Source organism: Streptomyces sp. NPDC041135 (genome assembly GCF_055592085.1).
In genome coordinates, this window is record NZ_JBVIYZ010000003.1 from 407316 (window position 1) to 426235 (window position 18920).

Here is an 18920-nt window from a genome sequence, read left to right on the forward strand (position 1 = left end):
CGCTTCCTTACGACCACCCGGCCGGCGCGGGTGAGGCTGCTCGCGCCGCCGCCCTTCTGTCAGGGGAGCATCCCGGCCCGACGCGCCATGGCCACCGCCTCCCCCCGGGTGTGAGCGCCCAGCTTCCGCATCGCCGAACGCAGATAGCCCTTGACCGTCTCCGGGCGCACGCCCAGCTGCTCCGCCGCGGCCGCGTTGGTCGCGCCCGCCGCCACACAGGTCAGCACGTCCAGCTCGCGCGGCGCCAGGCCCACCGCCGCCACCCCGCCCGGCGCGGTCAGCAGCCCGCACGCCGCCAGCAGGTCGGCGCGCAGCACGGGGTCGTCGATGCGCGGCGCCAGCGCGCGCAGCGCCGCGTGCGCCTCACGTACCTGCTCCCACGCGGCGGCCGCCCCCGCCTCCACCGCGGCAGGCGCCGGCCGCAGCGCCGCCAGCAGCCCCCGCGCCTCGTCCCGGACCACCAGCGCCTGCTCCACGTCCCGCGCCGCCGCCACCGCCGCGCCCAGCGCCCGGTCACCCAGCGGCTGGGCGGTGCGCAGCGCGCCGTAGAGCACGCCGCGCACCCGGCGCCGCACCACCACCGGCACGGCCAGCACCGAGCGCAGCCCCTCGGTGGCCACCGGGGCGTCGTACTCGTGGCTGATCTGCCGGGAGACGGAGTAGTCGGTGACGGCGCACGGGCGGGCCAGCGCCACCGCCTTGCCGCCCAGGCCGTTGCCGGAGGTCACCGCGAGCGAGCGCAGGGCCGGGGTGGCCGTACCGCTCAGCTCGCTGATGCGGATGCGGGGCCGCCCGGAGTCGACCAGCCCGCCGAAGGCGACCGGCAGGCCCGTGGCGTACCGCAGCCGGGCCAGCGCGCTGCGTATGTCCACCGCCCCAGCGGCATCTGCTGCCACCTGTTCGCCCCTTCGTCGCGGCTCGGGTGAGGCCCACACCCCCGTTCGGGGGTAGTGAGACCTGCGTCACGGATTACACGATGCCAGAGAGCCGCCCGGCAATGGTCCGGCAGCACGGGAGTGAACCGCGGGGGGCCGTGTCCCCGGGGCGAGCGACCGAGGAAGCGAGGAGGGCATATGACGACGGCGACGGAACTCTTCCGCAGCGCCAGGGATTTCCTGCTGGAACACCGCGAGGACTACGCCACCGCGTACGCCGGGTTCGAGTGGCCGCGCCCGGACCGGTTCAACTGGGCCCTGGACTGGTTCGACGTCATCGCCCGGGGCAACGGCCGCACCGCCCTGCACATCGTGGAGGAGGACGGCCCGGACACCCGGCTGTCCTTCGCCGAGCTGGCCGAGCGCTCCGACCGGGTGGCGAACTGGCTGCGCGCCCGGGGCGTCGCCGCCGAGGACCGCGTCCTCGTCATGCTCGGCAACCAGGCCGAGCTGTGGGAGACGGCCCTGGCGGCGATGAAGCTGCGCGCGGTCGTCATCCCGGCCACCCCCCTGCTCGGCCCCGCCGACCTGCGCGACCGGGTGGCACGGGGCCGGGTGAAGCACGTCATCACCCGCGCCGCGGACACCGCCACGTTCGACGACGTGCCCGGCGCCTACACGCGGATCTCGGTCGGCGGCCTGCCGACCGAGGGCTGGGAGCCGTACGAGGACGCGTACGCGGCGCCCGCCGAGTTCCTCCCGGACGGTCCGACCCTCGCCGACGACCCGCTGATGCTGTACTTCACCTCGGGCACCACCGCCCACCCCAAGCTGGTCGAGCACACCCACACCTCGTACCCGATCGGGCACCTGGCCACCATGTACTGGATCGGCCTGCGACCCGGCGACGTGCACCTGAACATCTCCTCCCCGGGCTGGGCCAAGCACGCCTGGTCCAACCTGTTCGCCCCGTGGAACGCGGAGGCGACCGTGTTCATCCACAACTACACCCGGTTCGACGCGGGCCGGCTGATGGCCGAGATGGACCGGGCGGGCGTGACGACGTTCTGCGCCCCGCCGACGGTGTGGCGGATGCTGATCCAGGCCGACCTGGACCGGCTGCGGACCCCGCCCCGCGAGGTGGTCGCCGCCGGGGAGCCGCTCAACCCCGAGGTCATCGAACGGGTCCGGGCCGCCTGGGGGGTGACGGTGCGCGACGGCTTCGGGCAGACCGAGACGGCCGTGCAGGTCTCCAACAGCCCCGGCCAGCCGCTAAAACCCGGCTCGATGGGCCGGCCCAGCCCCGGCTACCGCGTCGAGCTGCTCGACCCGGTCTCCGGCGCCCCCGGCGCCACCGAGGGCGAGATCGCGCTCGACCTGTCGGCCCGGCCGGTGGGCCTGATGGCGGGCTACCACGGCGACCCGGACCGCACGGCGGAGGCGATGGCGGGCGGCTACTACCGCACCGGTGACGTCGCCGCACGGGACGCGGACGGCCACCTCACCTACATCGGCCGCTCCGACGACGTCTTCAAGGCCTCCGACTACAAGATCTCCCCCTTCGAGCTGGAGAGCGCCCTGCTGGAGCACGAGGCGGTCGCCGAGGCGGCGGTCGTACCCGCGCCGGACGACCTGCGCCTGGCGGTGCCCAAGGCCTACGTGGTCCTCGCCGAGGGCTGGCAGCCGGACGCGGACACGGCGAAGGCGCTGTTCGAGCACTCCCGCGAGGTCCTGGCGCCGTACAAGCGCATCCGGCGGCTGGAGTTCGCCCCGCTGCCCAAGACGGTCTCCGGCAAGATCCGCCGGATCGAGCTGCGCGAGGCCACGGCCGCGGGCTCGGCCCACGAGTACCGCGAGGAGGACGTGCGGTGAGCGGCCTCTCGTACGCGCACGGCACCGGTACGACACCGCTGCTCGGCGACACCATCGGCGTCAACCTGGACCGCGCGGCGGCCGCCTGGCCGGACCGCGAGGCGCTGGTCGACGTGCCCTCCGGCCGGCGCTGGACCTACGCCGCGTTCGCCGCCGACGTCGAGCGGCTGGCCTGCGCGCTGCTGGCCGGCGGCATCGCCAAGGGCGACCGGGTGGGCATCTGGGCGGTCAACTGCCCCGAATGGGTGCTGGTGCAGTACGCCACCGCCCGCGTCGGCGCCGTCCTGGTCAACATCAACCCCGCGTACCGCACGCACGAGGTCGAGTACGTCCTGCGGCAGGCCGGCGTCCGGCTGCTGTTCGCCTCCGTCCGCCACCGCACCAGCGACTACCGGGCGATGGTGGAGGAGGTCCGCGGGCGCTGTCCGGGGCTGCGGGAGACCGTCCACCTCGGCGACCCCGGCTGGGACGACTTCACCGCCCGCGCGACGCCCGGGCACCGCGGCGACCTCGCCGCCCGCGAGGCGGAGCTGTCCTGCGACGACCCGGTCAACATCCAGTACACCTCGGGCACCACCGGTTTCCCGAAGGGCGCCACCCTCTCGCACCACAACATCCTCAACAACGGCTACTTCGTGGGCGAGTCCGTCGCCTACACCGAGCAGGACCGCATCTGTGTCCCCGTGCCCTTCTACCACTGCTTCGGCATGGTCATGGGCAACCTCGCGGCCACCTCGCACGGCGCCTGCATCGTCATCCCCGCGCCCTCCTTCGAGCCGGCGGCGACGCTGGCGGCGGTGCAGCGGGAGCGCTGCACGTCCCTGTACGGCGTGCCGACCATGTTCATCGCCGAGCTGAACCTGCCGGACTTCGCCGCCTACGACCTCTCGTCGCTGCGCACCGGCATCATGGCGGGCTCGCCGTGCCCGGTGGAGGTGATGAAACGGGTGATCAGCGAGATGCACATGGCGGAGGTCGCCATCTGCTACGGCATGACGGAGACCTCCCCGGTCTCCCTCCAGACCCGCGTCGACGACGACCTGGAGCACCGCACCGCCACCGTCGGCCGGGTGCTGCCCCACCTGGAGGTCAAGGTCGTCGACCCGGCGACCGGGGTGACCCGGCCGCGCGGCGAGGCGGGCGAGCTGTGCACCCGCGGCTACAGCGTCATGCTCGGCTACTGGGACGAACCCGGGAAGACCGCGGAGGCGATCGACGCCGGGCGCTGGATGCACACCGGCGACCTGGCGGTGATGCGCGAGGACGGGTACGTCGAGATCGTCGGCCGCATCAAGGACATGATCATCCGGGGCGGCGAGAACGTCTACCCGCGCGAGATCGAGGAGTTCCTCTACGCCCACCCCGGTATCCGGGACGTCCAGGTCGTCGGGGTGCCGCACGAGACGTACGGCGAGGAGGTCCTCGCCTGTGTCGTCCCCCGGGACCCGGCCGACCCGCTCACCCTGGAGGACCTGCGGTCCTTCTGCCGGGGACGCCTCGCGCACTACAAGATCCCGAGCAGGCTCCAGATCCTCGACGCCTTCCCGATGACGGTGTCGGGAAAGGTGCGCAAGGTCGAACTGCGCCGGCGCTACGCCACCGGAACGGACCCGGAGCAGGCGTGACGCGGTGGGGTGGAGCGGGTGTGACGGCCGTGGGGTGAGCGGGCGCCCGGGCCGGCCGGGGTCCGCTCGTCCCGGCCGGTTCAGGTGCTCGCCGCGTCCAGGTCGGCGGCGGGGCCGTTCACCGGTTGCGGGGCGCCGGTGAGGTCCAGCACGAACAGCGGTACGCCGAGCGCGTCGGCGCCGCGGCGGGCGTCGCCGGCGTACCCGGCGAGCGAGAAGTAGGCGCAGGCCACCGACTCCGACATGGCCGTCAGCCACAGGCACTCCACGTCCCGCGTCGAGGCCGGGCGGACCGTCGGGTCCACGTGGGCCAGCAGCCCGGGCGCGGCGAGGCCGACGCCGGAGGGCGGGCGCCGCTCGGCGCGGCGGACGTCCCGGTAGCCCAGCCAGCGCAGATACAGCGCGGTGGCGGTGACCGCGTCGCGGGCGGTGCGGATCGTGACGGGCCGGAAGGCGGGCCGGGGCCCGGCCGCGGGCGGCCCGGAGCCCGGCGCGGCGGCGGCCCCGGCCGGCTCCCCGGTGACCGGGATGCGCAGCACCGTGCCGCAGGGGCAGCCCAGTTCCGGCTGCGGCCACTGGTCCCGGCGCCCGCAGGAGCCGCAGCACACGGTGACCCAGTCCTCGTCCCAGGCGCGGTGCGCCACCACGGCCGGCCGGGCCGCGTCGTCCAGCGACGGGGCGACCGGGGCGCCGCAGGCGCACGGGTAGGACGGCGCGGTGTAGCGGTGCTCGCGCCGGCAGGCCGGACAGCGCACCGGCACGGTTCTCTCCATGGCCCCCACCGAAGGACGTCGCGTCGGACAGCGCCTCCCATCGTGCTCCCGCCGTGCCCCGCTTGTCCCGCTCTTGACGGCGTTCGCCCCCACCCCTACATTGCTTCCAGATAGTAGAAGTTAATTTCCGCAATGTGGAAACATGCGGAGTTGGACATCTGGAGACCAGGCTCACCGCGGGGCGCGACGGGAGCAGGCATCCGACAGCCGAAGCAGGAGTACTCGATGGCTCGTATGACCGCTGCCCGAGCGGCAGTTGAGATCCTCAAGCTCGAGGGCGTCGCGGACGCCTTCGGTGTGCCGGGCGCGGCGATCAACCCCTTCTACGCGGCGCTGAAGGCCTCCGGCGGGATCAACCACACCCTCGCCCGGCACGTCGAGGGCGCCTCGCACATGGCCGAGGGCTACACCCGCACCCGCCCCGGCGCCATCGGCGTGTGCATCGGCACCTCGGGACCGGCGGGCACCGACATGATCACCGGCCTGTACTCGGCGATCGGTGACTCGATCCCGATCCTGTGCATCACCGGCCAGGCCCCGACCGCGGTGATCCACAAGGAGGACTTCCAGGCCGTCGACATCGCCTCGATCGCCAAGCCGGTCACCAAGATGGCGGTCACCGTCCTGGAGGCCGCCCAGGTACCCGGCGTCTTCCAGCAGGCCTTCCACCTGATGCGTTCCGGCCGCCCCGGCCCGGTGCTGATCGACCTGCCGATCGACGTGCAGCTCACCGAGATCGAGTTCGACCCGGAGACCTACCAGCCGCTGCCCGTCTACCGGCCGGTCGCCGGCCGCGCGCAGGTCGAGAAGGCGATCGGCCTGCTGAACTCCGCCGAGCGGCCGCTGATCGTGGCCGGCGGCGGGGTCATCACCGCCGACGCCGCCGCCCTCCTCGTGGAGTTCGCCGAACTGACCGGCACCCCCGTGATCCCGACCCTGATGGGCTGGGGCGTCATCCCGGACGACCACGAGCTGAACGCCGGCATGGTCGGCCTGCAGACCTCGCACCGCTACGGCAACGCGACCTTCCTGGAGTCCGACTTCGTCCTCGGCATCGGCAACCGCTGGGCCAACCGCCACACCGGCAAGCTGGACGTCTACACCGCCGGCCGCACGTTCGTCCACGTCGACGTCGAGCCCACCCAGATCGGCAAGATCTTCGCCCCGGACTACGGCATCGCCTCCGACGCGAAGGTGGCGCTGGAGCTGTTCGTGCAGGTCGCCAAGGAGCTGAAGGCCGCCGGCCGGCTGCCCGACCGCTCCGCGTGGGCGGCCTCCGCACAGGAGCGCAAGGCCACCCTCCAGCGCCGTACGCACTTCGACGACATCCCGATCAAACCGCAGCGCGTCTACGAGGAGATGAACAAGGCCTTCGGCCCCGAGACCCGGTACGTCTCCACCATCGGCCTCTCCCAGATCGCCGGCGCCCAGCTGCTGCACGTCTTCCGGCCGCGGCACTGGATCAACTGCGGCCAGGCGGGCCCGCTGGGCTGGACGGTCCCGGCCGCGCTCGGTGTCGCCAAGGCCGACCCGGAGGCCCAGGTCGTCGCCCTCTCCGGGGACTACGACTTCCAGTTCATGATGGAGGAACTGGCCGTCGGCGCCCAGCACAAGATCCCTTACGTCCACGTCCTGGTCAACAACTCCTACCTGGGCCTGATCCGCCAGGCGCAGCTGGCCTTCGACATCGACTTCCAGGTCAAGCTGGAGTTCGAGAACATCAACTCGCCCGAGCTGGGCGTCTACGGCGTCGACCACGTCAAGGTCGTCGAGGGGCTGGGCTGCAAGGCCATCCGGGTGACGGACCCCGGCGAGCTGGGCGCCGCCCTGGAGCAGGCGAAGAAGCTCGCCGCCCAGTTCCAGGTCCCGGTGGTCGTCGAGGCGATCCTGGAGCGGGTCACCAACATCGCCATGTCGAAGACCAACGACATCGGCAACGTCGTCGAGTTCGAGGAGATCGCGACCGAGCCGGGGCACGCCCCGACCTCGATCCGCCCGCTGAAGGTCTGACCGCGCACGTCGGACGGACCCGGCGCAGCACAGCACGACCCGGCACAGCACGACCCGGCACAGCACGACCCGGCACAGCACGACCCGGCCCAGCACCCTGAGGGGGCGGCCGTCCGCACCGGACGGCCGCCCCCTCGGCCGTGCCCGCCCGGGGCGCCGGCCGCCGCTACAGCTCGTGTTCCGACAGGCCCGGCCAGTCCTCCGGTCCGCCGCCCTGCCACTCGATGAGGTCGCTCTCCTCGACCTCGACGCGGTCCAGGTCGGCCATGCGCAGGATCTCGACCACGTCGTCCAGATGGGAGGCGATCCCGAGCGTCGTTCTGCCCTCGGTGACCCGCCGCGAGCCGTCCAGGGCCGGGCTGTGCACCACGATGTGCGGAAACTCCGTCGGTGGATACGTCATGCCTTCAGAGTCCTGCGAGCCGGAGCCGCCCGCACCTCCGGCGGCGCACACCGCAGGCCGGCACGGGTGCCGGGGAACGCGGAAAAGAGCGCCGGGTGCGGGACCGTCCGCACCCGGCGCTCTCCCGTACCGCGCGGTGCGCGGTGGCCGGTGAGGCCGGTTCCTGCTGTTGCCGTCCGACGGCGCGAGGCTGGGCGCGACAGGACGTTCGCGCCGCCGGACGGAGCCGGGGCCCCTGGCGGGGCGGGTGATGGCTGGGACCGCGGCGGCTGCGACGGAGCCGGGAGTCCTTCCCTCTGGTCGAGAAGGAGATCCGGCACCTTCACCACCGCACTGGCTCGCACGCCGCCGCGGTCCTCGCCCTGCCCGCCGTCCGTTCGGCCACCCCTCATCCGGGCCGTTCGGCGGCGGGCTGCGCGTCCGGGGTCATGACCTCCCGTCAGTCTCCCGTGCGCGGTCTGTGTCCGGCCGCTCAGTCCTCGCGCAGGGCGCGGACCGCCTCCTCCACCCGCTTGCCGTAGTCGGGGTCGGCGGCGTGGAAGTGGGCCAGGTTCTTCTCGATCACGTCGTCGCGGGAGACCTGCGAGAGGCCGCCGGCGATGTTCGCGACGAGGCGCGACCGCTCCTCCTCCGACAGCAGCCGGTACAGCTCGCCCGCCTGGAAGAAGTCGTCGTCCTTGGTGTGCGGCGGGGCCTCGTGGGTGCCGGTGTGGCCGGCGACCGCGAGGGGGGCCGAGAGCGGGCGGCCGGTCTCCACCGGGCCGCCGTAGGAGTTCGGCTCGTAGTTCTTGGCGTGGCGGCCCTGGGCGTTGGCCGCCATGAGACCGTCCCGGCCGTAGTTCTGCGCGGTCGTCGCCCGCGGGGCGTTGACGGCCAGCAGGGTGTGGTTGACGCCCAGGCGGTAGCGGTGCGCGTCCGCGTAGGCGAACAGGCGGCCCTGGAGCATCTTGTCCGGGGAGGGGCCGATGCCGGGGACGAAGTTGTTCGGGGAGAACGCGGCCTGCTCGACCTCGGCGAACACGTTGTCCGGGTTGCGGTCGAGGACCAGGCGGCCCACCCGTCGGAGCGGGTAGTCCCGGTGTGACCAGACCTTGGTCAGGTCGAAGGGGTTGAAGCGGTAGTCCGCCGCCTCGGCCGCCGGCATCAGCTGCACGTACAGCGTCCAGGACGGGTGCACGCCCCGCTCGATGGCCTGGAGCAGGTCCGTCTGGTGGGAGTTGGGGTCCTGGCCGGCGATCTCGGCGGCCTGCTCGCTGCTCAGGCAGCGGATGCCCTGGTTGGTCTTGAAGTGGTACTTGACGAAGAAGGCCTCGCCCGCCTCGTTGGTCCACTGGTAGGTGTGCGAGCCGTACCCGTTCATGTGCCGGTAGGACGCCGGGATGCCGCGGTCGCCCATGAGCCAGGTCACCTGGTGCGTGGCCTCGGGGGAGTGCGCCCAGAAGTCCCAGACGTTGTCGGGCTCCTGCCGCCCGGTGAACGGGTCGCGCTTCTGCGAGTGGATGAAGTCCGGGAACTTGATCGGGTCCTTGATGAAGAACACCGGGGTGTTGTTCCCGACGAGGTCGTAGTTGCCCTCACCGGTGTAGAACTTCACCGCGAAGCCGCGCGGGTCGCGCACCGCGTCCGCGCCGCCCAGGGAGTCCGCCACGGTCGAGAAGCGCACGAACACCTCGGTGCGCTTGCCGACGGTGTCCAGGAAGTCGGCGTGGGTGAAGCCGGTGACGTCGTCGGTCACCTCGAAGTGGCCGTACGCGCCGGAGCCACGGGCGTGCACCACGCGCTCCGGGATGCGCTCGCGGTTGAAGCGGGCCAGCTTCTCCAGCAGGTGCTGGTCCTGGAGCAGGAGCGGGCCGCCGACGCCGGCGGTGGCGGAGTTCTGGTTGTCGGCGACCGGGGCGCCGGACTCTGTCGTGAGCACGCGCTTCGACATCGTGCACCTTCCGTGCGAGGGGCAGCGGAAACCTGCTTCCGCTTCGTGGAGCCTAGATTTCGGGCGATCTGAACGTCAACACTTTGTTGAAGATGATTCCGGACGGCGCCGCCGCCTGGGCGCGACAGGACAGGTGTCGGCGGCGGCGCCGCCCGGAAGTCTGTGGGTGGGCCTGCGGGCCTGTGGGCCCGCGGGTCAGACCTGGGCGCCGGAGAGGCGCTCCACGGCCCGCAGCAGGGCCGAGTGGTCCAGGCCGCCGTCGTCCTGGGCGCGCAGCGAGGCGACCAGCTGGGCCACCACGGCGCCGACCGGCAGCGCGGCGCCGACGGTGCGGGCGGCGTCGGTGACGATGCCCATGTCCTTGTGGTGCAGGTCGATGCGGAAGCCGGGCCGGAAGTCGCGGTTCAGGAAGTTGTCCTTCTTGCGCGTCAGCACGGTCGAGCCGGCCAGGCCGCCGTTGAGGACGTCCAGGGCCGCCTTCAGGTCCACGCCGGACTTCTCCAGGAAGACCACCGCCTCGGCGCACGCCTGGATGTTGACGGCGACGATGAGCTGGTTGGCGGCCTTCACGGTCTGCCCCGAGCCGTGCGGGCCGCACAGCACGATGGTCCTGCCCAGCGCCTCGAAGATGGGCTTCGCCTCGGCGAAGTCGGCCTGCTCGCCGCCGACCATGATCGACAGTACGGCCTCCACGGCACCGGCCTCGCCGCCGGAGACGGGGGCGTCGAGGACCCGGATGCCCTTGTCCCGGGCGGCCTTGGCCAGGTCCACGGAGGTCTGCGGGGTGATCGAGGACATGTCGATCAGCAGCGCGCCGGACCGCGCGTTCTCCAGGATGCCGTCGGGGCCGTAGGCGATGGCCTCGACGTGCGGCGAGGCGGGCACCATGGTGATGACCACGTCGGCGTCCCGGACGGCCTCGGCGACGGAGGCGGCCACGGCGCCGCCGGCGGCGGCCAGGCGGTCCAGCTTGTCCTGCTCCAGCGTGTAGCCGGTGACGGGGTATCCGGCCTTGACCAGGTTCTCGGACATGGGGGAGCCCATGATGCCGAGGCCGATCCACGCGATCTTGGGAAGGGTGCTCATACGGGGGTGCCTCTCTTGCTGCTGTGCGGAAGTCGGGGGTCCGGCGCGTGCGGGGCCTTCGGCGCCCTCGGTGCGTGCGGTGCCGTCAGCGCGCTGGGCGCGCTTCGCGCGGGAGCCACTCGAAGGCCTCGGCGCTCGGGCGGTCGCCGGGCTTGTACTCCAGGCCGACCCAGCCGTCGTAACCCGCCTTGGCCAGCTGGTCGAGCAGTTCCTCCAGCGGGAGCGAACCGGTGCCCGGGGCGCCGCGGCCGGGGTTGTCGGCGATCTGCACGTGGCCGGTCGTGGCGGCGTACCGCTCGATCACCGACGGCAGGTCCTCGCCGTTCATCGACAGGTGGTACAGGTCCATCAGGAACCGCGCGTTGCCGAGGCCCGTCGCCGCGTTGACCCGCTCGACGACGTCGACCGCCGCCGGGGCCGACACCAGCGGGTACAGCGGCGACTCGGGCCGGTTGAGCGCCTCGATCAGGAGCACCGCGCCGATGTCGTGGGCGGCCCGGGCCGCCAGGGCGAGGTTCTCCAGGGCGAGGGCGTCCTGCTCGGCGGGGTCGACGCCGTCCACGCGGTTGCCGTACAGCGCGTTCAGCGCCGTGCAGCCGAGGGAGCGGGCGAAGCCGGCCGCCACGGCGATGTTGGCGCGGAAGCGCTCGGACTCCGCGCCCGGCACCGACAGGGCGCCGCGGTCGGGGCCGGGCAGCCGGCCGGCGTAGAAGTTCAGGCCGGTCAGCCGGACCCCGGCGTCCTCGACGGCCCCGCGCAGGGCGTCCAGTTCGGACTGCTCGGGGGTGGGGGTGTCGATCCAGGGCCACCACAGCTCGACCGCGGAGAAGCCCGCCGCGGCGGCGGCCGCGGGACGCTCCGGGAGCGGGAGTTCCGTGAAGAGGATCGACAGGTTGACGTTGAAGCGCTGGTCTGCGAATCCCATTCGGGCCGCGCTCCCTTCCGTGGGGTCTAAATTCCGTATTACGGAAGTTCGTTTCTGCTTAATGGAAGATTGCCGCCGCATGTCGCCGCTTGTCAAGGGGCGCCGCCCGGGCTGCCGCCTGTCCGCCGGCCCACCCGGGGGCCCTGTGGCCGCGCCGGGGACCGCTCCCGGCTCCGGCGGCCCTGCCCGCGCGGCCCGGTGGCGGGTTAGGTTGTGCGCGTGCGATTGCGAGTGGAGTTCACTACCGAACCGTTCGACCTGGACGAGGCGCCCGCGCATGCGCTGGTGGCGCGGGAGGTCGTCGAGGCGGCCGAGCTGGATGCCGTGGACGTGGGGCCGTTCGGCAACACGGCCGAAGGGGGCGCCGACGCCGTGCTGACGGCCGTGGACGTCCTGCTGCGCAGGAGCCTGGAGGCGGGGGCCACCCGGATCTCGCTCCAGGTCAACGTGGTCGGGGAGGGTGAGGGGTGAGCGGCGACGAGCCCTTCATCACGGCGGTGAAGCCGCTGGTGGACGCCATGGGCGGGGAACTGCTGCCGCCCGACGAGGCCGGTCCGGAGGACGTGGTGCTGGCCTGGGAGGGCGTCGACGTCGTCGCCGTACGGCTGCCGCAGCTCGCCGACTCCCTGGACCACATCCTCGCCGCCATGGAGCGCCGGCGGGGCAGGCCGCTGGCCGACCTGGACCGCAAGGGCAAGCAGGAGGTCGTGCGCATACTGGAGGCGCGGGGCGCCTTCTCCGTGCGGCACGGCGTGGAGACCGTCGCGGGCGCGCTCGGGGTCAGCCGCTTCACGGTCTACAACTACCTCAACCGCGAGAAGCAGGGCTGAGCCCCCGCCGTTCCGGGCCCGCCGTCCCGGCCCCCGTGGAGCGGGCCCCCGCGGGGGCGCCCCGCTTGTTACGCGGAATTTTCAACAAAGTGTTGACGTGGTGTTTCCGAGGGCGTTAGCTATCGGCAGCCCGTTCAGCACGAAGGCCCACCGCGGCCACGGAGGCTCCCGTGATGTCGACTTCCACGCCCCCGGGCCTGGCCCGGTTCAACGTCCTGGAGGAGCAGGCGGCCCTCGCCGCCCTCCACGAGGCGTGCGCCTCCACGACGTGGGCGAAGCGGCTGCTGGCCGCCCGCCCGTACGCCACCGCCGACGGCCTCTTCGCCGCCAGCGACGCCGCCACGGCGGAGCTGAGCGCCGAGGACCTCGCGGAGGCGATGGCCGGGCACCCGCCGATCGGCCGCCCCAAGCCCGGCGACCCGGCCTCCGCCCGGGAACAGAGCGGTATGGCCGGCGCGTCCGCGGACCTGAGGGCGGAGATGCTCGAACTGAACCTGGCCTACCAGGAGAGGTTCGGTCACGTCTTCCTCATCTGCGCCACCGGCCGGACCGGCGAGCAGATGCGGGACGCGGTCCGGGCGCGGATCGGCAACACACCGGAGCGGGAGCGGGAGATCGTCCGCGCCGAGCTGGGCAAGATCAACCGCATCCGACTGGCCCGACTCGTCGAAGAGGACGCCTGACACCATGAGCACCAGCACCACCGCCTCCGTGTCCACCCACATCCTGGACACCAGCATCGGCCGGCCGGCCGAGGACGTCGCCGTCCGGCTGCTGGCCCGCACCGGGCCGGACGCGGACTGGCGGGCGCTCGGCGGTTCGGCGACCGACGCCGACGGCCGGTGCAAGGACCTCCCTGACCTGCCGGAGGGCACGACCCACGTACGGCTCGACTTCGCGGTGGAGCCGTACTTCGAGACATCCGCGAAGAAGCGAGCCGATGCGCAGCAGGACGCCCCCGCGAATCGGGACAGCGGTGCCGTGTTCTTCCCCGAGGTGGCGATCACCTTCGCCGTGCGCCCCGGGGAGCACTACCACGTGCCGTTGCTGCTCAACCCGTTCGGCTACTCCGTTTACCGAGGGAGCTAGCAGACCATGACCGACTTTTCCCGCCCTGCCCGCCCTGTGATCCTGGGACAGAACCAGTACGGCAAGGCGGAGAACCGTGTCGTCAAGATCACGCGGGACGGCGCCACCCACCACATCAAGGACCTCAACGTCTCCGTCGCGCTGAGCGGTGACATGGAGGAGGTCCACTACTCCGGCTCGAACGCCAACGTGCTGCCGACCGACACCACCAAGAACACGGTGTACGCGTTCGCCAAGGAGCACGGCATCGAGTCCGCCGAGCAGTTCGGCATCCACCTCGCCCGTCACTTCGTCACCTCGCAGGAACCGATCCACCAGGCCCGCATCCGCATCGAGGAGTACGGCTGGGAGCGGATCGAGGCCTCCGACGCCGGCAGCAGGTTCATCGGCGCCGACGAGGTCAAGCACTCCTTCGTCCGCAAGGGCCAGGAGACCCGGCTGACCCAGATCACCTACGACGGCGAGCGCTGGGAGGTCGTCTCCGGACTGAAGGACCTGGTCGTGATGAACTCGACCAACTCCGAGTTCTGGGGCTACGTCAAGGACAAGTACACGACGCTGCCCGAGGCCTACGACCGCATCCTGGCCACCCAGGTCTCCGCCCGCTGGCGGTTCAACTGGAGCGACGACGAGCAGCGGATGCCCCACTGGGAGAAGTCCTACGAGCAGACGCGGGCGCACATGCTCCAGGCCTTCGCGGAGACCTACTCCCTGTCGCTCCAGCAGACCCTGTACCAGATGGGTTCGCGCATCATCAACAACCGCAGCGAGATCGACGAGGTCCGCTTCTCGCTGCCGAACAAGCACCACTTCCTCGTCGACCTCGAGCCCTTCGGGCTGAAGAACGACAACGAGGTCTACTTCGCCGCCGACCGGCCCTACGGCCTGATCGAGGCGACCGTCATCCGGGACGGCTGCGAGCCGAGGATCCCGGTGGACCTCACCAACCTCTGATCCACCCCCTCTCTCGGCACCCGCGGCCGGCGGGCCCGTCCCCCGGCCGCGGCACTCAAAACTCCCAGGGTCCTGCCGTGCCCTCTCTCACGAGTCCACTGAGTGAAAAGGACGAAGTCATGGCAGCAGCCCGGCGCATCGTCATCGAGAACTGTTCGATCGCGACGGTCGACGCGGACGACACCGAGTACGCCGGCGGACACGTCGTCATCGCCGGCAACCGCATCGAGGCGGTCGGCGCCGGCAAGGCCCCCGAGGGCCTGGAGAACGTCGTACGCCGCATCGACGCCACCGGTCACCTGGTGACCCCGGGTCTGGTCAACACCCACCACCACTTCTACCAGTGGATCACCCGGGGCCTGGCCACCGACCACAACCTCTTCGACTGGCTGGTCGCGCTGTACCCGACGTGGGCCCGCATCGACGAGCGGATGGTGCACGCGGCGGCCCAGGGCTCGCTGGCCATGATGGCCCGCGGCGGCGTCACCACCGCCATGGACCACCACTACGTCTTCCCGCAGGGCTCCGGCGACCTCTCCGGCGCGATCATCGGCGCCGCCCGCGACATGGGCGTCCGCTTCACCCTCGCCCGCGGCTCGATGGACCGCAGCGAGAAGGACGGCGGCCTGCCGCCGGACTTCGCCGTCGAGACCCTCGAGGGCGCGCTGGCCGCCACCGAGCGCACCGTCCGCGAGCACCACGACTCCTCCTTCGACGCGATGACCCAGGTCGCCGTCGCCCCTTGCTCCCCGTTCTCCGTCTCGACCGAGCTGATGAAGCAGGGCGCCGACCTGGCCCGCCGCCTCGGCGTACGGCTGCACACCCACGGCTCGGAGACGGTGGAGGAGGAGAAGTTCTGCCACGAGCTGTTCGGCATGGGCCCGACCGACTACTTCGAGTCCACCGGCTGGCTCGGCGAGGACGTGTGGATGGCCCACTGCGTCCACATGAACGACTCCGACATCGCCGCCTTCGCCCGCACCCGCACCGGCGTGGCCCACTGCCCCTCCTCGAACGCCCGGCTCGCGGCCGGCATCGCCCGCGTGCCCGACATGCTGAGGGCCGGCGTCCCCGTGGGCCTCGGCGTGGACGGCACCGCCTCCAACGAGTCCGGTGAACTCCACACCGAACTGCGCAACGCCCTCCTCGTCAACCGCCTCGGCGCCCACCGCGAGGCCGCCCTCACCGCCCGGCAGGCGCTGCGCCTGGGCACCTTCGGCGGCGCCCAGGTCCTCGGCCGCGCCGCCGAGACCGGCTCGCTGGAGCCGGGCAAGCTCGCCGACCTCGTGCTGTGGAAGCTGGACACGCTCGCCCACGCCTCCATCGCCGACCCGGTCACCGCCCTGGTGTTCGGTGCCGCGGCCCCGGTCACCGCCTCCTTCGTCGACGGACGCCAGATCGTCGAGGACGGCCGCCTGCTGACCGCCGACGAGGACGCCATCGCCCGCTCCACGCGGGAAGAGGCCCAGCGCCTGGCGCGGATCGCCGCCCAGGACTGAGCACCGCCGGACTCCGGCCGGGAGGGACGGCTCCTGGCCGGCAGCCGTGGACCCGAGCGGGGTTCATGGCGGCCGCCTCCGGGACGCGCGTGACACGCGCGTCCCGGACCGGTCACCGTCGCGCCACCGGGGCCCTCCCGCCCCGGTGCGCCCACCCGTCCCCGGTCCCGCACGACCACACGCACCACCTCCATGACACCCACGTCAGAGCCGACGTGTTAACCGCCCGGAGGAGCCGCCGTGTCCGCCACCCATCCGCTCGACGGGACCCATCCCGTCGACGAGAAACTCCCCGCCCTGAAGATGGCGACCAGCGGTCTGCAGCACGTGGCCGCCATGTACGCGGGAGTCGTCGCCCCACCCCTGATCGTCGGCGCGGCCATCGGCCTGTCCGGCACCGAACTGACCTTCCTCACCGGGGCCTGCCTCTTCACCGCGGGCCTCGCCACGTTCCTGCAGACCCTGGGCATCTGGAAGATCGGAGCCCGGCTGCCCTTCGTCAACGGTGTCACCTTCGCCGGCGTCGCCCCCATGACGGCGGTCGTCGCCTCCACCAAGGACAAGTCCGACGCCCTGCCGGTCATCTTCGGCGCCGTCGTCGTCGCGGGCCTCCTCGGCTTCCTGGCGGCCCCCGTCTTCTGCAAGGCCGTCCGCTTCTTCCCGCCCGTGGTCACCGGCACGGTCATCACACTGATCGGCGTCTCGCTGCTGCCCGTCGCCTTCGGCTGGGCCCAGGGCCCGAACCCGGCGGCCGACGACTACGGTTCGACGACCTACCTCACCCTGGCCGGGGTCACCCTGCTGATCGTGCTGCTGCTGCGCCGCTTCACCCGGGGCTTCGTCAAACAGATCGCCGTGCTGCTCGGCCTGGTGGCGGGCACGCTGATCGCCGTTCCGTTCGGCGTCACGGACTTCGGCCCGGTCGCGGACGCGGACGTGGTCGGCTTCCCCACCCCGTTCCACTTCGGCGCCCCGCAGTTCCACATCGCCGCGATCCTGTCCATGTGCGTGGTGATGGTGGTCTCGATGACCGAGTCCACCGCCGACATGCTGGCCCTCGGCGAGATCGTCGAGCGCCCCGCCGACGAACGGACCATCGCGGCCGGGCTGCGCGCCGACACCCTCGGCTCCGCCCTCAGCCCGCTGTTCAACGGCTTCATGTGCAGCGCCTTCGCCCAGAACATCGGGCTGGTCGCCATGACCCGCATCCGCAGCCGCTTCGTCGTCGCCACCGGTGGCGGCTTCCTGGTCCTGATGGGCCTGTGCCCGATGGCCGCGTCACTCATCGCCGTCGTACCCCGCCCGGTGCTCGGCGGCGCCGGCGTGGTGCTGTTCGGCTCGGTCGCCGCCAGCGGTATCCAGACCCTGGTCCGGGCCGGCCTGGAGAAGGACAACAACGTGCTGATCGTGGCGGTGTCCCTGGCCGTCGGGATCATCCCCATCACGGCGCCCGGGTTCTACCACGCCTTCCCGGAGACGGCGAGGATCGTCCTCGACTCCGGCATCTCCACCGGCTGCGTCACCGCGGTCGTCCTCAACCTGGTCTTCAACCACCTCGGCAGGAACAACGAGGCGCGGGACGTCACGCACCCGATGGAGGCGGGGGAGGAGATCGCGGTGGCCCACTGACCGGCCCGCACCGACCGCCCGAGGGGTACGGCCGCGCGCCGCACCCCTCGCGGCGCGCCTCACCGGCGCCGCGGCCGCAGCACGACCGCCGCCAGGGCCGGCGCCGCCGGCGCGGTCCCGGCCGCCACCCGTGCGCAACCTCGAACGCGACGGCCTGGTGACGCGCACCGTCCATCCGACGGCGCCGTTGCCTACGACGCCGAGCACCGGCCGGGGCTGCTGGACGCCCGGTGAGGTGACCGGGCCGGGCGGCTACAGGCCGAACAGGCCCGGTTCGGCGGCCAGTTCCTTGAAGATCTCCCTCGGGTCGGCGATCAGCTTGCGCTCCCGCAGGTCGAGCAGCCCGCCCACCGCGGTGATCTCGGCCGCCACCGTGCCGTCGGCCTTGGTGACGGTCTGCCGGATGCGGAACGTCTTGCCCTCGCCCCACTCGAACGCGCAGCTCACGTCGGCCTCGTCGCCCGCGAGCAGCTCCCGCCGGTAGCGGATCGTCGTCTCCAGCGCCACCGGGCCCACGCCCCGCCCGGTCAGGCCCGTCTGGCTGATCCCGGCCGCCTGGAGCAGCGACCAGCGGGCATGCTCGGCGTAGTTGAGGTACACGGCCTGGTTGAGGTGGCCCTGCGTATCGGTCTCGTACCCGCGGACGGTCACCCGGACGGAAAACGGCTCGCTCACGGCTTCCCCTTCTCGTACACCGCACTGTTGCCCTGCCGATCCTGGCACGCGCCGCCTGCCCCACGCCGCCCGCCCGGTCTCCGGCGCCCCGCGCCTCACGCCCCGCGCCTCACGCCCTGCGCGGGGAGGCCAGCAGGTAGCGCACGCGCGTCCGCGGCTCGGTGTACTCCCCGGCCTGCCAGCCCACCGCCTCCAGGGTCGCCGCGCAGGCCCGCAGCGCCGCGCCGTCCGGCGCGTACACCGCGACGGCCTCCGGCTGCGGGGTGACGCGCACCCGGTAGCCGTCGTCCGCCGGCCCGGCGGGGCGGTGTCCGGCCGCCTCCAGGGCCAGCGCCGCGGCCCGCACCAGGTGCGCGCGCTCCCATCCGCACAGGCGGTCGGTGGCGCCGTCGGGACGGGTCATCCGGCGCAGCTCCAGCAGCCCCTCCCAGGCGCCGCGCACCTCCCGCAGCCGGGCCGGGCCGCTGTCCGCGGCCTCCGGCTCACCGCCGACGCGCGCGGCGAACGTCCCCGCGGGCGCCGCCCGCGGCACCGGCTCGGCGGCCTCGGGCGGGGCCTCCCGCACGCGGTGCCCGGCCGGGGTCAGGAAGTGGTCGTGCGGCGGCCGCGGATGCCGGAAGGCGAGGCCCTGGCGCACCAGCGCGGCCAGCTGCGCCGGGGTGCCCCGCAGCCGCCCGGTGTCCGGATCGGCGGCGTCGATCACCCGCCGCTGCGCGGCGGTCGGCGGTCGTGTCACGGCGTACTC

The 18920-nt window shown here is 72.6% G+C and carries 18 protein-coding genes; 10 read left to right on the plus strand and 8 right to left on the minus strand.

Annotation, left to right across the window (positions count from 1 at the left end; genetic code table 11):
- Positions 1 to 59: 59 nt before the first annotated feature.
- Positions 60 to 896 (minus strand): helix-turn-helix transcriptional regulator, encoded by an 837-nt coding sequence (locus ACZ6CZ_RS10030; protein WP_469017387.1) that lies wholly within the window; start codon positions 894 to 896, stop codon positions 60 to 62.
- Between the two features lie 177 nt (positions 897 to 1073).
- On the opposite strand from ACZ6CZ_RS10030, the gene ACZ6CZ_RS10035 reads away from it, so the two are divergent.
- Both ACZ6CZ_RS10035 and ACZ6CZ_RS10040 read left to right on the plus strand, forming a co-directional pair.
- Positions 1074 to 2747: an AMP-binding protein gene (locus ACZ6CZ_RS10035; RefSeq protein WP_469017390.1), complete on the plus strand. Its 1674-nt coding sequence runs from the start codon at positions 1074 to 1076 to the stop codon at positions 2745 to 2747.
- Positions 2744 to 4372 carry an AMP-binding protein gene (locus ACZ6CZ_RS10040; protein ID WP_469017393.1) on the plus strand — a complete coding sequence of 543 codons (1629 nt, stop codon included), beginning with the start codon at positions 2744 to 2746 and terminating at the stop codon, positions 4370 to 4372. The genes ACZ6CZ_RS10035 and ACZ6CZ_RS10040 overlap by 4 nt, the downstream gene beginning before the upstream one ends.
- Positions 4373 to 4452: 80 nt before the next feature.
- Here ACZ6CZ_RS10040 and ACZ6CZ_RS10045 read toward each other — a convergent pair whose 3' ends face one another.
- Positions 4453 to 5145, minus strand: coding sequence for a hypothetical protein (locus ACZ6CZ_RS10045; protein WP_469017395.1), 693 nt, complete (start codon positions 5143 to 5145; stop codon positions 4453 to 4455).
- A gap of 225 nt (positions 5146 to 5370) precedes the next feature.
- Here ACZ6CZ_RS10045 and gcl point away from each other — a divergent pair, with 225 nt between their 5' ends.
- The gene (gene gcl, locus ACZ6CZ_RS10050) at positions 5371 to 7155 is read left to right on the plus strand and encodes a glyoxylate carboligase (protein ID WP_469017398.1); all 1785 of its coding nucleotides are present in this window, start codon (positions 5371 to 5373) and stop codon (positions 7153 to 7155) included.
- Positions 7156 to 7321: 166 nt separating this feature from the next.
- On the opposite strand, the gene ACZ6CZ_RS10055 is transcribed toward gcl, so the two are convergent.
- The 4 genes from ACZ6CZ_RS10055 to ACZ6CZ_RS10070 all read right to left on the minus strand — a co-directional run bounded on the left by ACZ6CZ_RS10055 (position 7322) and on the right by ACZ6CZ_RS10070 (position 11499).
- Positions 7322 to 7558, minus strand: a complete 237-nt coding sequence (locus tag ACZ6CZ_RS10055; protein ID WP_469017401.1) for a hypothetical protein — start codon at positions 7556 to 7558, stop codon at positions 7322 to 7324.
- Between the two features lie 472 nt (positions 7559 to 8030).
- Positions 8031 to 9488 (minus strand): catalase, encoded by a 1458-nt coding sequence (locus ACZ6CZ_RS10060; RefSeq protein WP_469017403.1) that lies wholly within the window; start codon positions 9486 to 9488, stop codon positions 8031 to 8033.
- A gap of 195 nt (positions 9489 to 9683) precedes the next feature.
- Positions 9684 to 10574 (minus strand): 2-hydroxy-3-oxopropionate reductase, encoded by an 891-nt coding sequence (locus ACZ6CZ_RS10065; protein ID WP_469017406.1) that lies wholly within the window; start codon positions 10572 to 10574, stop codon positions 9684 to 9686.
- Positions 10575 to 10659: 85 nt separating this feature from the next.
- A complete protein-coding gene (locus ACZ6CZ_RS10070; RefSeq protein ID WP_469017409.1) occupies positions 10660 to 11499 on the minus strand; it encodes a TIM barrel protein in 840 nt (279 codons plus the stop codon).
- A 219-nt stretch (positions 11500 to 11718) separates the two neighbouring features.
- On the opposite strand from ACZ6CZ_RS10070, the gene ACZ6CZ_RS10075 reads away from it, so the two are divergent.
- The 7 genes from ACZ6CZ_RS10075 to ACZ6CZ_RS10105 all read left to right on the plus strand — a co-directional run bounded on the left by ACZ6CZ_RS10075 (position 11719) and on the right by ACZ6CZ_RS10105 (position 17500).
- A complete protein-coding gene (locus ACZ6CZ_RS10075) occupies positions 11719 to 11970 on the plus strand; it encodes a YkoF family thiamine-binding protein (protein WP_469017411.1) in 252 nt (83 codons plus the stop codon).
- A 47-nt stretch (positions 11971 to 12017) separates the two neighbouring features.
- Positions 12018 to 12329 carry a helix-turn-helix domain-containing protein gene (locus ACZ6CZ_RS10080; protein ID WP_469017899.1) on the plus strand — a complete coding sequence of 104 codons (312 nt, stop codon included), beginning with the start codon at positions 12018 to 12020 and terminating at the stop codon, positions 12327 to 12329.
- Between the two features lie 170 nt (positions 12330 to 12499).
- Positions 12500 to 13012 (plus strand): 2-oxo-4-hydroxy-4-carboxy-5-ureidoimidazoline decarboxylase, encoded by a 513-nt coding sequence (uraD, locus tag ACZ6CZ_RS10085; RefSeq protein WP_469017413.1) that lies wholly within the window; start codon positions 12500 to 12502, stop codon positions 13010 to 13012.
- Positions 13013 to 13016: 4 nt separating this feature from the next.
- Positions 13017 to 13418: a hydroxyisourate hydrolase gene (uraH, locus tag ACZ6CZ_RS10090; protein WP_469017416.1), complete on the plus strand. Its 402-nt coding sequence runs from the start codon at positions 13017 to 13019 to the stop codon at positions 13416 to 13418.
- Between the two features lie 6 nt (positions 13419 to 13424).
- Positions 13425 to 14372, plus strand: coding sequence for a factor-independent urate hydroxylase (gene pucL, locus ACZ6CZ_RS10095; RefSeq protein ID WP_469017418.1), 948 nt, complete (start codon positions 13425 to 13427; stop codon positions 14370 to 14372).
- A gap of 119 nt (positions 14373 to 14491) precedes the next feature.
- Positions 14492 to 15871, plus strand: coding sequence for an 8-oxoguanine deaminase (locus ACZ6CZ_RS10100; protein WP_469017420.1), 1380 nt, complete (start codon positions 14492 to 14494; stop codon positions 15869 to 15871).
- Between the two features lie 240 nt (positions 15872 to 16111).
- Entirely contained in the window at positions 16112 to 17500 is a 1389-nt protein-coding gene (locus ACZ6CZ_RS10105; RefSeq protein ID WP_469017422.1) for a nucleobase:cation symporter-2 family protein, read from the plus strand.
- Positions 17501 to 17752: 252 nt separating this feature from the next.
- Here the strand turns inward: ACZ6CZ_RS10105 and ACZ6CZ_RS10110 are convergent, their stop codons facing one another.
- Positions 17753 to 18175 (minus strand): acyl-CoA thioesterase, encoded by a 423-nt coding sequence (locus ACZ6CZ_RS10110; RefSeq protein WP_469017425.1) that lies wholly within the window; start codon positions 18173 to 18175, stop codon positions 17753 to 17755.
- Positions 18176 to 18284: 109 nt separating this feature from the next.
- Entirely contained in the window at positions 18285 to 18911 is a 627-nt protein-coding gene (locus tag ACZ6CZ_RS10115; protein ID WP_469017427.1) for a hypothetical protein, read from the minus strand.
- Positions 18912 to 18920: the final 9 nt, after the last annotated feature.

What these genes read in the sequence shown, in the direction of transcription:
- ACZ6CZ_RS10070 (WP_469017409.1), bottom strand. Translation starts at nt 11,499, where the DNA reads ATGGGATTCGCAGACCAGCGCTTCAACGTCAACCTGTCGATCCTCTTC.
- ACZ6CZ_RS10045 (WP_469017395.1), bottom strand. Translation starts at nt 5,145, where the DNA reads ATGGAGAGAACCGTGCCGGTGCGCTGTCCGGCCTGCCGGCGCGAGCAC.
- ACZ6CZ_RS10060 (WP_469017403.1), bottom strand. Translation starts at nt 9,488, where the DNA reads ATGTCGAAGCGCGTGCTCACGACAGAGTCCGGCGCCCCGGTCGCCGAC.
- ACZ6CZ_RS10080 (WP_469017899.1), top strand. Translation starts at nt 12,018, where the DNA reads ATGGGCGGGGAACTGCTGCCGCCCGACGAGGCCGGTCCGGAGGACGTG.
- ACZ6CZ_RS10035 (WP_469017390.1), top strand. Translation starts at nt 1,074, where the DNA reads ATGACGACGGCGACGGAACTCTTCCGCAGCGCCAGGGATTTCCTGCTG.
- uraH (WP_469017416.1), top strand. Translation starts at nt 13,017, where the DNA reads ATGAGCACCAGCACCACCGCCTCCGTGTCCACCCACATCCTGGACACC.
- ACZ6CZ_RS10065 (WP_469017406.1), bottom strand. Translation starts at nt 10,574, where the DNA reads ATGAGCACCCTTCCCAAGATCGCGTGGATCGGCCTCGGCATCATGGGC.
- ACZ6CZ_RS10100 (WP_469017420.1), top strand. Translation starts at nt 14,492, where the DNA reads ATGGCAGCAGCCCGGCGCATCGTCATCGAGAACTGTTCGATCGCGACG.
- pucL (WP_469017418.1), top strand. Translation starts at nt 13,425, where the DNA reads ATGACCGACTTTTCCCGCCCTGCCCGCCCTGTGATCCTGGGACAGAAC.
- ACZ6CZ_RS10055 (WP_469017401.1), bottom strand. Translation starts at nt 7,558, where the DNA reads ATGACGTATCCACCGACGGAGTTTCCGCACATCGTGGTGCACAGCCCG.
- gcl (WP_469017398.1), top strand. Translation starts at nt 5,371, where the DNA reads ATGGCTCGTATGACCGCTGCCCGAGCGGCAGTTGAGATCCTCAAGCTC.